The 13,054-nt window shown below is 41.2% G+C and carries 5 protein-coding genes, 2 tRNA genes and 3 rRNA genes; 7 read left to right on the forward strand and 3 right to left on the reverse strand.

All coding sequences use genetic code 11. The annotated features are described in order from the left end of the window. Positions 1–304: 304 nt before the first annotated feature. The 6 genes from FSB73_RS11840 to FSB73_RS11865 all read left to right on the forward strand — a co-directional run bounded on the left by FSB73_RS11840 (position 305) and on the right by FSB73_RS11865 (position 7,069). Positions 305–1,834, forward strand: a 16S ribosomal RNA gene (locus tag FSB73_RS11840). A 161-nt stretch (positions 1,835–1,995) separates the two neighbouring features. Then, positions 1,996–2,069 (forward strand) — tRNA-Ile (locus tag FSB73_RS11845). 49 nt (positions 2,070–2,118) lie between these two features. After that, a tRNA-Ala gene (locus tag FSB73_RS11850) sits at positions 2,119–2,192 on the forward strand. A 324-nt stretch (positions 2,193–2,516) separates the two neighbouring features. After that, a 23S ribosomal RNA gene (locus FSB73_RS11855) occupies positions 2,517–5,326 on the forward strand. A gap of 126 nt (positions 5,327–5,452) precedes the next feature. Beyond that, positions 5,453–5,566: ribosomal RNA gene (rrf, locus tag FSB73_RS11860) — 5S ribosomal RNA — on the forward strand. Together the 16S, 23S and 5S rRNA genes with 2 tRNA genes alongside form the textbook arrangement of a ribosomal RNA operon. 396 nt (positions 5,567–5,962) lie before the next feature. Continuing rightward, the gene (locus FSB73_RS11865; RefSeq protein WP_225973959.1) at positions 5,963–7,069 is read left to right on the forward strand and encodes a fatty acid desaturase family protein; all 1,107 of its coding nucleotides are present in this window, start codon (positions 5,963–5,965) and stop codon (positions 7,067–7,069) included. 181 nt (positions 7,070–7,250) lie between these two features. Here the strand turns inward: FSB73_RS11865 and FSB73_RS11870 are convergent, their stop codons facing one another. The 3 genes from FSB73_RS11870 to FSB73_RS11880 form a co-directional block, all read right to left on the reverse strand. Further along, positions 7,251–8,087: an alkaline phosphatase gene (locus FSB73_RS11870; RefSeq protein WP_225973960.1), complete on the reverse strand. Its 837-nt coding sequence runs from the start codon at positions 8,085–8,087 to the stop codon at positions 7,251–7,253. Positions 8,088–8,653: 566 nt separating this feature from the next. Beyond that, the gene (locus FSB73_RS11875; RefSeq protein ID WP_146782288.1) at positions 8,654–9,370 is read right to left on the reverse strand and encodes a LytR/AlgR family response regulator transcription factor; all 717 of its coding nucleotides are present in this window, start codon (positions 9,368–9,370) and stop codon (positions 8,654–8,656) included. Beyond that, complete coding sequence (locus tag FSB73_RS11880; protein ID WP_158639514.1) at positions 9,367–10,239, reverse strand: sensor histidine kinase; 873 nt, start codon at positions 10,237–10,239, stop codon at positions 9,367–9,369. Before FSB73_RS11880 ends, FSB73_RS11875 begins: the two co-directional genes overlap by 4 nt. Positions 10,240–10,729: 490 nt before the next feature. On the opposite strand from FSB73_RS11880, the gene FSB73_RS11885 reads away from it, so the two are divergent. Then, on the forward strand, positions 10,730–13,051 hold the full coding sequence (locus FSB73_RS11885) for a TonB-dependent receptor (protein WP_146782295.1): 2,322 nt from the start codon (positions 10,730–10,732) through the stop codon (positions 13,049–13,051). Positions 13,052–13,054 lie beyond the last annotated feature (3 nt).

Raw genomic sequence — 13,054 nt, forward strand, 5'->3', positions numbered from 1 at the left:
TGCACTCCGCCAGACGGTAAAGATCGTCACTAAAAAAAGCGGTGCCAATCTGCTGAGCAGCAGGGCTGTTAACCGGGAGGTTAATAGGAAAGAGGGAGCAGGGGGATTAACTAGCCGATACGATAAACCGCAGGGTTTATAGTATAGCAAAATAGGGGTAAAGTGGAAACGCTTTATGTCTATAAAGATCTTTGAAAGGAAATTAAAAATAACAGTAAGGAAGACACTACGAAGCGTTGAAAAAGACAACAAATTTTGACGCCTATTTTTCGAGAGAAATTTAGTCAGTTCAAACAATACATTAACAATGGAGAGTTTGATCCTGGCTCAGGATGAACGCTAGCGGCAGGCTTAATACATGCAAGTCGAGGGGTAACAGTGAAATAGCAATATTTTAGCTGACGACCGGCAAACGGGTGCGGAACACGTGCGAAACCTTCCCTTATCTGGGGAATAGCCCGAAGAAATTCGGATTAATACCCCATAATATATCAGAGTGGCATCACTAAGATATTAAAACTCCGGTGGATGAGGATGGTCGCGCGTATGATTAGGTAGTTGGCGGGGTAACGGCCCACCAAGCCTACGATCATTAGCTGATGTGAGAGCATGATCAGCCACACGGGCACTGAGACACGGGCCCGACTCCTACGGGAGGCAGCAGTAAGGAATATTGGTCAATGGACGCAAGTCTGAACCAGCCATGCCGCGTGAAGGATTAAGGTCCTCTGGATTGTAAACTTCTTTTATAGGGGGCGAAACACTTTATATCTATAGAGCTTGACGGTACCCTATGAATAAGCACCGGCTAACTCCGTGCCAGCAGCCGCGGTAATACGGAGGGTGCAAGCGTTATCCGGATTTACTGGGTTTAAAGGGTGCGTAGGCGGACTTGTAAGTCTGAGGTGAAATCTCCGAGCTTAACTCGGAAACTGCCTTGGATACTATAGGTCTTGAATGTCGTTGAGGTCAGCGGAATATGTCATGTAGCGGTGAAATGCTTAGATATGACATAGAACACCTATTGCGAAGGCAGCTGGCTAAGCGAAAATTGACGCTGATGCACGAAAGCGTGGGGATCAAACAGGATTAGATACCCTGGTAGTCCACGCCCTAAACGATGATTACTCGACGTGCGCGATACACAGTGCGCGTCTGAGCGAAAGCATTAAGTAATCCACCTGGGAAGTACGTTCGCAAGAATGAAACTCAAAGGAATTGGCGGGGGTCCGCACAAGCGGTGGAGTATGTGGTTTAATTCGATGATACGCGAGGAACCTTACCTGGGCTAGAATGCGAATGACCGTACCTGAAAGGGTATTTTCTAGCAATAGACATGAAGCAAGGTGCTGCATGGCTGTCGTCAGCTCGTGCCGTGAGGTGTTGGGTTAAGTCCCGCAACGAGCGCAACCCCTATCATTAGTTGCCATCAGGTAAAGCTGGGAACTCTAATGAGACTGCCGTCGTAAGACGCGAGGAAGGAGGGGATGATGTCAAGTCATCATGGCCTTTATGCCCAGGGCTACACACGTACTACAATGGGAGGGACAAAGAGCAGCCACTTGGCGACAAGGCGCGAATCTCAAAAACCCTTTCTCAGTTCGGATCGCAGTCTGCAACTCGACTGCGTGAAGCTGGAATCGCTAGTAATCGTATATCAGCAATGATACGGTGAATACGTTCCCGGACCTTGCACACACCGCCCGTCAAGCCATGAAAGCTGGGTGTACCTAAAGTCGGTAACCGAAAGGAGCTGCCTAGGGTAAAACTGGTAATTGGGGCTAAGTCGTAACAAGGTAGCCGTACCGGAAGGTGCGGCTGGAATACCTCCTTTTTAGAGCGACGCGTCTAAGAGATCTGGTCTTGCGCAAGTAAGTAAAGAGCTCAAAGAAGTATGGTTTGACTTATTGTTATTTTTTTTCCTTTTAAAATTATTAGTTCTTTAAAACAGATAGCACTGACGGCCAACTTAAAAAGGCTCAAGATTGGCGACACAGTCTCGTAGCTCAGTTGGTTAGAGCGCTACACTGATAATGTAGAGGTCCCCAGTTCAAATCTGGGCGGGACTACAAAGAATTCGGATGATTTCTGAAGTGCTATGCTGAAAGGTATAGAAATGGGGGGTTAGCTCAGTTGGCTAGAGCATCTGCCTTGCACGCAGAGGGTCATCGGTTCGACTCCGATATCCTCCACATTTAAAAAAGAGGGATTAAGAGATAAAAACCGCGCAATTAAAAAGGCGCATAGTTCTTTAAGATAGATTAGATGTGTTACCGGGTTGTTTGATTAAAGGGTTAATCAAAGAAAAACAACAGCGGTGGTGGAATCAGATTCACAACACAAACAGATGTGCTGGAGTAACGGATGGGCTTAGCAATAAGTTTTACGTTATGTTGAGAGCAGATAAAGATCTTTGACATATTGGGAAAGCAAAAACAATAAGAGTAACGAGACTCTATAGTGATATAGAGACTCAAACACATAGTGGTGGTAACATCACTACAATTTCTAAATTTTTTAAAGCGAATAAGGGCGCATGGTGGATGCCTAGGGTCTGAGAGGCGAAGAAGGACGTGGTAAGCTGCGATAAGCTGCGGAGAGTTGCACACGAGCGTTATATCCGTAGATTTCCGAATGGGACAACCTGGTATGTTGAAGACATATCACTCTGCAAAGAGAGCCAACCCCGAGAACTGAAACATCTAAGTACCGGGAGGAAAAGAAAATAAGACAATGATTCCCTAAGTAGTGGCGAGCGAACAGGGAAGAGCCCAAACCAGTGAGGCGTGCCTCACTGGGGTTGTAGGACTGCATTTAGAAAGTATTATCAAGCAGAAGTATCTGGAAAGTTACATCATAGAAGGTGAAAATCCTGTAAGCGGAAATTAATACGGACGAGCAGTATCCTGAGTAGCGCGGGACCGGAGGAATCTTGCGTGAATCTGCCAGCACCATCTGGTAAGGCTAAATACTCCTCAGACACCGATAGTGAACCAGTACCGTAAGGGAAAGGTGAAAAGTACCCCGAACAGGGGAGTGAAATAGTACCTGAAACCGTGCGCCTACAAGCGGTCGGAGCATCATTAAGATGTGACGGCGTGCCTTTTGCATAATGAGCCTACGAGTTACTCCTCACTGGCGAGGTTAAGTTCTTAAATAACGGAGCCGTAGCGAAAGCGAGTCCGAATAGGGCGTTCAGTCAGTGGGGGTAGACGCGAAACTTTGTGATCTATCCATGGGCAGGTTGAAGTTTTGGTAACACAAAATGGAGGACCGAACCCGTTGACGTTGAAAAGTCTTGGGATGACCTGTGGATAGGGGTGAAAGGCCAATCAAACTGAGAGATAGCTCGTTCTCCCCGAAATGTTTTTAGGAACAGCCTCGGATAAAAAGAAGTGTGTTAGAGGTAGAGCTACTGATTGGGCTAGGGGGCTTCATCGCCTACCAAACCCTGACAAACTCCGAATGCTAACACATATCTCCGGGAGTGAGGCTACGGGCGCTAAGGTCCGTGGCCGAGAGGGAAATAACCCAGATTAGCGACTAAGGTCCCCAATCCACGTCTAAGTTGAATAAACGCGGTGGGACTTCTATAACAGCCAGGATGTTTGCTCGGAAGCAGCAATTCATTTAAAGAGTGCGTAACAGCTCACTGGTCGAGAGGTCCTGCACGGAAAATAATCGGGCATCAAGACGTGAACCGAAGTCCTAAAATTGCACTATGAGTGTATATTGGTAGGGGAGCATTGAAAACTGCGTTGAAGGTGATGGGCGACCATTGCTGGAGTGTTTTCAAAAGAAAATGTAGGCATAAGTAACGATAATTAAAGTGAAAAACTTTAACGCCGAAAGTCTAAGGGTTCCTGATCAACGTTAATCGGATCAGGGTTAGTCTGGTCCTTAGGAAAACCCGAGAGGGGTATCTGATGGAAAGAAGGTTAATATTCCTTCACCTGCATATCAATGAAAGTGACGGATCGCCGTGGCACTTGCGTCCTGACGGAATAGGTCGCTGAGCAGAACCTTCGGGGGAAGCGAAAGTGTAAAAGTGGTTCCAAGAAAAGCGAGATATGCAGCCAGTACCGCAAACCGACACAGGTAGACGGGATGAGTATTCTAAGGCGCTCGGGTGAGCCGTGGAGAAGGAACTAGGCAAATTAATGCTGTAACTTCGGGATAAAGCATACCATAGCGATATGGTCTCAGTAAATAGGTTCAACCAACTGTTTAACAAAAACATAGGGCCCTGCAAAATCGAAAGATGACGTATAGAGCCTGATACCTGCCCGGTGCTGGAAGGTTAAGGAAGGATGTTAGCCTCAGGGCGAAGCTTCTGACTGAAGCCCCAGTAAACGGCGGCCGTAACTATAACGGTCCTAAGGTAGCGAAATTCCTTGTCGGGTAAGTTCCGACCTGCACGAATGGTCTAATGAGTTGAACACTGTCTCCTCCACGAGCCCGGTGAAATTGTAGTATCGGTGAAGATGCCGGTTACCCGCCACGGGACGAAAAGACCCCGTGAACCTTCACTACAACTTTGCATTGATTTTGAGCAACCGATGTGTAGGATAGTTGGGAGACTATGAAGCATGCACGCCAGTGTGTGTGGAGTCAACGTTGAAATACCAACCTTCTGTTGCTTAGAACCTAATCCTGAATAAGGAGACATTGCATGGTGGGTAGTTTGACTGGGGTGGTCGCCTCCTAAAAAGTAACGGAGGCTTGCAAAGGTACCCTCAGTACGGTTGGTAATCGTACATAGAGCGCATTAGTATAAGGGTGCTTGACTGTGAGGCAGACACGCCGAGCAGGGACGAAAGTCGGCTAAAGTGATCCGGTGGTTCTGTATGGAAGGGCCATCGCTCAAAGGATAAAAGGTACTCCGGGGATAACAGGCTGATCTTACCCAAGAGCTCATATCGACGGTAAGGTTTGGCACCTCGATGTCGGTTCGTCACATCCTGGGGCTGGAGAAGGTCCCAAGGGTTGGGCTGTTCGCCCATTAAAGTGGCACGTGAACTGGGTTCAGAACGTCGCAAGACAGTTCGGTCTCTATCTGTGGTGGGCGCTAGTAAATTGAGAGGACATGACCTTAGTACGAGAGGACCGGGTCGTATGTACCGCTGGTGAATCAGTTATGCCGCCAGGTGTAGTGCTGAGTAGCTACGTACAGCCAGGATAAACGCTGAAAGCATCTAAGCGTGAAACCTTCCTCAAGATGAGTTTACTTTTAAGGGTCGTCAGAGACGATGACGTTGATAGGCTATAGATGTAAAGGTGGTAACATCAAAGTCGAGTAGTACTAATTGCCCGTAAGCTTTATTTTTTAAATCTATAAATGCATGGAAATGGTATTTATAGTTGCTCTAAAGTTGAGCTTTTCCAATATGACCTTATTTAAGTGTGTAGCTAATGGTTAAAACCATGAGCTGAAGACAGCACACGACCGATTTATGGTGGTTATTCCGAGGGTCTTCACCTCTTCCCTTACCGAACAGAGAAGTTAAACCCCTCATGGCCGATGGTACTTGGGTATAATCCCTGGGAGAGTAGGTAGCTGCCATATTTATTTAAGAAAGTCTCAATAAGCAATTATTGAGACTTTTTTTATGCCCATATGGGAAGGAAGGAGTAGGGATAGTTGGTAGCTTGACCTGGATTAAAATAGAGGAAATTGTACAACGGGTGAGATAGATTATTTTGTGCCACCGTTGAAAGCAGAGAATTAGAGAAACGGCTAGCTTGTGTTATGTTAAAATTTAAGACGAATATAAATCTTAGGAGTCCTATAATTGCAATTTATGCGGAATGTTGATTGATCTAAAGGATTATAAACCTTGTTACTGCAAAGCGGAGCTGCACAGAACATTTTTTTTAATGGTCGAGGTCGGGATTGCAGGTCGTTTTATACTTATTCGGGCAGGTTATTTGTGGCCACTATTTTAGGTTTAAATGTTCAAGGATGGAGAAGTTACCAATTGTCCGGTTTGCCCCAAAAGGGGAGAATAGCTTTTATGATACAGTGGTTCGCAGGGTGCACGATTATTTTGAATTGCATCATCTGTCTTCCTATGCTGATGTAAGAATGTATGTGAAGACGGTAATTATGTTGATGCTCTATTTTTTGCCATATTGCTGTATTGTATTGGGTTTTGGTGCATCCAGTATTTGGCTGTTTTTGGGCTTCTGGTTATTAATGGCAGTTGGAATGTGTGGTATTGGGACTGCTGTTATGCATGATGCCAATCATGGGACTTACTCAAGGAATAAAAAGGTCAATAATTTTATCAGTCATGTACTAGAAGTCATCGGTGGTTATACCGTAACTTGGAAAATTCAACATAACGTACTGCACCATACTTACACCAATGTGGCAGGTCTTGATGAAGATATTGATAGTATAATCTTTCTTAGGCTGTCTCCCAACCAAAAATATTATTGGTTTCATCGGTATCAATATTTGTATGCCTGGTTTTTCTATATGATGATGACGCTATTTTGGATGACAGCTAAAGATTATCTGCAGGTGATCCGTTATAAACAACATGATCTATTGATAAAGCAGAAAGTATCGTTGCCGCAAGCTGTTTTCCGGATTACATTATATAAATTATTTTATTATAGCTATATTTTGGTATTGCCAATACTATTTGCTGGTGTTGCCTGGTATTGGGTGATAGCAGGCTTTCTGCTTATGCACTTTGCTGCTGGGCTGTTTTTGTCATGCGTATTTCAGCCGTCCCATGTAATGGAATCCTCAGCATTTTTAATGCCTGTATTAAAAGAAGGCAAAAGTCAGATGGAAGATAGCTGGGCGATTCATGAGGTAGCCAATACCACTGATTTTGCGCCCAATAATCGGATCTTATCCTGGTTTATTGGCGGCCTTAATTATCAAATAGAACATCATCTTTTTACAGGTGTCTGCCATGTACATTATAGAAAGTTGGCACCTATTGTGCGTGCGACAGCCAAACAATATGGCTTACCTTATCATTTGCAGCCCACATTTCTTAGAGCACTGTTAGAACACGCTAGAATGCTCAAAAGGTTGGGTAAAAGACCCTGATTTATATTGGTAAGTTCCACCTTGAAAAGCATGGCATGGTAAGGTAATTGATGGTAGGGGCGGTAATTTGACGCTTAATAAACTACAGTTAAAAAGTCGCAATTTTATTGCGACTTTTTAACTGTAGTTTATTTTCTATTTTAACGAATAAGCGTCAATTTGAAAGAAGATTGCACAAGGGCTATTTAACCGCTTCAAGTACAGGTCTTCCAATCCAGACTTGGGGTGTTTTTAAGCCGAATAGATAGGCTATAGTGGCAGCTGTGTCATAGGTCATAATGCTTTTATTCAGTATGGTGTTTCGCTTAATTTTTGGCCCAAAAGCCATCCATGGTATTTCCATTTCCTGAATGGATTTGCCACCATGTGTTTTTTTGATACCACCATGATCTGCAGTAACAATTATTACAGTATTTTTTTCTATACCTGCATTTTTAACGGATTTTATTATTTGCCCGATATAACTGTCTATGCCCTGAATTGCTTGATAATAGGCATTGGTTCCCCAACCTATGCCATGTCCTGCTTCATCAACACCATCAAAATGGACAAAAAGAAAATCCGGTCTTTCTGCCTGGATGTATTTTGCTGCATGGTCTGCTGTAAGGCTATCGTTATTTGTATGATCATCTTTATTGACAGCCTGTTTAGGGAAAAGATAGCCGATACCACTCCAACTATAGATAACGCCGATTTTGGAAGGAGGCTGCTGATCTCTGAATAATGCATAGATGGTTGGAAACATACCGTAGTGGTCTATTTGTCTGGATGGAATTTCTGGTTTTTTACTATCCCACTCAGTATATCCATGAAGTGATGGGCCTGCGCCCATTACCATGGAAGCCCAGTTTACAGCACTGGATGAGGGCTGTACACAGCGGGCGTGCATGGTGGAGACGCCTTGTTGCATAATGGATTGCATTACAGGAATGTTTTGGGCTTTTGATAGGTAGTTAGCTCCCATTCCGTCCACGCCGATTAGGATTACGTGTTTAACGCCTTTTACTTGTGCGGACAATAACAAGGGGATGATTAATACGAAACAAATGATAACCTGTTTATAGCGGTTTGATATTAATTGGATAGCGTAGTGTGTGCGTTTGCTTGATTTTGGTTGGAGCATAATTTTTGAATGGTTTAAAATATTAGAAAAATCATGAATTGATACGCTGACTGTCTATTCTTACAGAGAAATAACAGTTTGAAGGATGCAGATAAATGATGAAAATCGCTATTCCCGCTTGTTAAAGTTATTATTTTAAAATGAGGATAGTTGTCCTGTAACGCAATTAAGGCAAACGATTGCGTATCGGATGCGGGGAAGAAGGGCTTTAGATTTCAATGAAGCAATATTGGCCTATTTTGTATTTGTATAGATCTTCACTTTGTAATATTTGAGTGACAATTCCTCGGATTTAAAGCGATGATATATTGACTTTAGGTTGAAGCTTCAGGCGTCATTTTGGTGACATTGAGCCCAAAAGAATGGACTTATATATAGACAGGTGCTTGGATTAGGAAATCTCAATAGAACCCATTTAGTAGCCTGGAATAGTAATAATGGCTTAGCTGCATAGTAAATGATTATAATTTATCTGTAAATCCGCCTCCTAAATATAGTTCCAGGAAATCTTTTCTAAATACGTCGCCAATAGGTATTTCTGCATCCTGGATATATATATTATGGTGATCAAAGCAATCAATATGGTTAATATTGACAAGGAAGGATTTACTGACTCTGCAAAATTTATTAGGTTGTAAGTAGCCATGGATTGTTTTCAGGTTCATGGAAGTGATTATTTTTTTGCCTTCAAGAAAAATGATTACGTAGTCCTTCAGCCCTTGAATATATAATATGTTTTGGAAAAAGATTTTATGATAGCGACGATCGGCTTTAATTAAAACAAAATCACTGCAAATGGATTCGGTAGAACCTTGGTGGTCGACTAGGCTATGGTAGGTAAATGCCTTTTTCACTGCCTTTTCTAACCGGGTTTTATTTACAGGTTTTATCAGATAATCAATTGCGTCAAATTCATAACTATCTATTGCGTATTGCGTGTAAGCGGTAACAAATATAATTAGTGTTTCTTTGGGTATAGATACTGCGAATTCCAGACCACTGATTGCTGGCATGTGGATGTCCAGGAAAATAAGGTTGACCTTTTCTTTTTCCATAAAAGCACTGGCTTTTTTTGCGCTGTTAAATACGCCTAATACTTCTATATCAGGTATATTTTGTAAAAGCAATAACATGCCTTCTCTTGCTAGGGGTTCGTCATCTATAATTATACAGTTCATAAAGGAATGCTTAATTTTATCTCAAATTTGTTTACTTGATCATTGATTATAAGATTATAATCATCGCCATAAATTAATTTTAACCTTCTGGTTACGTTTGTCAGGCCCAGTCCGTTGGTAGAGAAGTAGGCAGGATCTTTCGGTTTGGTATTGATGCATTGGAACTCAAGTTTATTTTCGTTTTGAAAAAATTTTAATTCAACGCTCGATGGCCAATCTGGATCTGAACTATGTTTTACTGCGTTTTCTACAAAAATGAGAAACAGGTTTGGCGGTAGTTTACTTTCCATAAGTTCATCTGGTATCTGGTTGCAAATAGAATAATAGAAATCATCTCTTCTTATATTTTCTAATGCAAAAAAGTCCTCCAAAAATAATATTTCTGATGCGAGGCTAACGTGATGCTTACTCGTTTCATATAATTGATATCTAAGAAATTCAGATAATTTTAATACGACTAAGGATGCCTTTTGAGGGTTTTTTAGAGTGAGTACATTTACATTGTTTAGCATATTAAATAGAAAATGCGGATTGATCTGGTTTTTGAGTTCCCGCAATTCTACTTGTAAAGCGCTTTTTTCAAGATCATATATTCGGGAAGCATTTAGCTTCCATTTCTGAAGTAATTTTATTGATGTGGAGGAAAGAACGCCAACCCCGACCATATTGATACTATCCAGTGAATCTAACAAAGTGGTTGGTGGGACATTGGGTAATTTATATTGATTAAAAAAGTATCCAAATGTAACATCAAAGAGTAATAATGAACCTATGATTGTAATTGCGATGGATATTAAATAAGATAAATATTTGTCTTTATATAATTGTTTAGGAACAAGGACGTACATATTGAAATATACCATGGCCATAAAAAGCATTATTTTTCCGATTAGCCTGTATTCGTCTATATTTCCTGTATAGACGTCATCAGCCTGGTGACACAATACCTCTGTATAAATGAGATACAGCCATATGAGTAAGTGTCTTTGGACCCGAAATCGCTTTTCCATCAGGAAATCTACGACCCAATAGGGGTGTTTTGATTGTTTGTTCATCTATTTGGTAATCGCTGCTTGTATCAATATTATCTGTCTAGTTGAGTGCAAATTAAATGATACTTGTCTTTATCTCGTGACTTTTTATACCAAAGCGCTAGATTATTATACAAAATTTAATCCTTTAATACACAATTGGCAAATTTGTTAAAGAAAAACTATGGTTATCTCGTTTAAACATTGACTATTGGCTGCTTTTAGTATTTGGTAGAAAATAGCACCCTCTTGGTAGAAAAAACAAATTTCGGTTGATTGCGCCGCTTAGTTTTGTCGCATAAAAACGCACATCATCAATTCAAAAAAAATGCACAAGTATATTATTTTATCGTTCTTGCTCTTTGCTGCGCTGCTAAGTCAGGCGCAAAAAAAGGTTTCCATCAGCGGAACAGTTACGGGTATTAATTCCGGAGAAACACTGATTGGGGCTTCTGTCAGGGTTGCTGGCATTAAGAATAGTGGTACAATCACCAATAGTTATGGATTTTACAGCCTTTCTGTCGTTCCAGGGGAATATACATTTATCTTCAGTTATGTGGGCTATGAAGAGGTAACTAAACGAATTAAAGTTTTGAGAGATACAACACTGGGTGTTGCCCTGGCAATAAAGACAAATTTAAGTGAGGTGGTCGTTCATGCGAGCACGCAAAAGGATATTGTAAGTTCGCCTCAGATGGGGCTGATACAAATGGACATGAAACAAGCAAACATGGTTCCGGTTATTATGGGTGAAAGAGATGTTTTAAAAACGATTTCCTTAATGCCGGGGGTTAAATCTGCGGGAGAAGGTAATGCGGGATTCTATGTTAGAGGAGGCGCCTCAGATCAAAACCTTATTTTGTTGGATGGCGCTCCAATTTATAATGCTGCGCATCTTTTTGGTTTTTTCTCGGTGTTTAATTCTGATGCTATTAAAGATGTGAGCCTGTATAAAGGCGGTATGCCAGCTCAATATGGTGGGCGGTTGTCCTCCGTGTTGGATATTAAAATGAATGATGGTAATAACCAAAAAACTACTTTGGAAGGCGGATTAGGGTTAATTGCCTCCAGGTTAAAGTTGGAAGGGCCAATTGTGAAAAATAAAGGATCCTTTATGTTGAGTGGCAGAAGAACCTATGCAGACCTATTTTTAAAATTGTCCTCAGATACTGCGGTTAAAAAGAGCTCTTTGTACTTTTATGATTTGAATGTCAAAGCTAATTATAAATTTAATGATAAAAATGGGATTTACTTTTCGGGGTATTATGGTAAGGATCAAATGGGTGTCAGGGATTTATTTAGTCTTCATTGGAGTAATGTAGCGGGTACTTTTCGGTATAATCATATTTTTAATAGTCGACTCTTTTCAAATACTTATTTTATTTATAATAATTATAATTATACAGTTGAGCAATTAAAAAACGGTAATGAATTTAACCTTACTTCAAAAATTGAAGATCTGAGTTTTAAACAGGATTTGGAGTATAAACTTAATAGCAGCCATTCATTTAAATTAGGCGCTAGTGTAATACATCATAAAATTGCACCAGGTGATATTAGTTCGACTGATAGCTCGAGCTTTAATGATCAGCATGTTCAAAGGCGCTATGGTTTTGAGACGGCGGCTTATTTAAGTGACCATTGGAAGGCTACAGACCGCTTAAATGTATTGGCCGGTATCCGGCTTTCTGATATGTTTATTGTCGGGCCTGGTACATTCACTAAGTACAATCCAGATGGTTCTACTATTAGTAGCAAAGATTATACTTCCGGACAATTGGTTAAATCTTATCTGAATCTTGAGCCTCGCCTTTCTGCCAGCTATCGACTAAATGACTTTTCTTCGATAAAGCTGTCCTATAATAGAAATACACAAAATATTCATTTGCTAAGTAACTCTACTAGTAGTTCCCCTAATGATCTTTATGTTATGAGTAGCGAGAATATCCAACCCGAGATTGCAGATCAGATTTCGACAGGGTATTTTCGTAAATTTAAAAATGGTCAATTTGAGTTTTCTGCTGAATTATATTACAAATGGTTGCAAAATCAAATTGACTATAAAGATGGAGCAGAATTTATCGCTAATAAAGAAGTTGAGTCTCAGCTGACTTATGGTGATGGGAGGGCCTACGGGCTCGAACTATTCTTAAAAAAGAAGTATGGACGATTAAATGGGTGGATTGGTTATACACTTTCCAGAACAGAGCGTAGTTTTGCTGCGATTAACCATGGCAAATATTACCCTGCCCGCCAAGACAGAACACATGATTTGTCCATAGTAGGGATTTACAAATTGAATAAAAGATGGTCATTCTCAGCCTCCTTTATTTATGGTACAGGCAATGCTGTGTCTTATCCGACTGGTAAATATAGCATTGGTGGTAACACGACTTATTCGTATTCAGAAAGAAACGGTTATCGGTTACCGGCAACCAACCGTTTAGATATTGGCGCAACCTTGGAAGGGAAAAAACATAAAAATTACCAAACCAGCTGGACATTCAGTATTTATAACGTATACGCTAGCCACGATCCTTATATAATTACCTTCCGCGATAGCAAAACGAAACCCAATACGACTGAGGCGGTTGAAACTAGTCTATTTCCTGTACCTATTCCATCTATAACCTGGAACTTTAAATTCTAAATA

The organism is Arachidicoccus ginsenosidivorans, from assembly GCF_007971385.1.
Lineage (GTDB): Bacteria > Bacteroidota > Bacteroidia > Chitinophagales > Chitinophagaceae > Arachidicoccus > Arachidicoccus ginsenosidivorans.

Bases quoted from the DNA above. Each gene is read 5' to 3' on its own strand.
- FSB73_RS11875 (WP_146782288.1), bottom strand. From the start codon at position 9,370: ATGAACTGTATAATTATAGATGACGAACCCCTAGCAAGAGAAGGCATG.
- FSB73_RS11865 (WP_225973959.1), top strand. From the start codon at position 5,963: ATGGAGAAGTTACCAATTGTCCGGTTTGCCCCAAAAGGGGAGAATAGC.
- FSB73_RS11880 (WP_158639514.1), bottom strand. From the start codon at position 10,239: ATGGCCATGGTATATTTCAATATGTACGTCCTTGTTCCTAAACAATTA.
- FSB73_RS11885 (WP_146782295.1), top strand. From the start codon at position 10,730: ATGCACAAGTATATTATTTTATCGTTCTTGCTCTTTGCTGCGCTGCTA.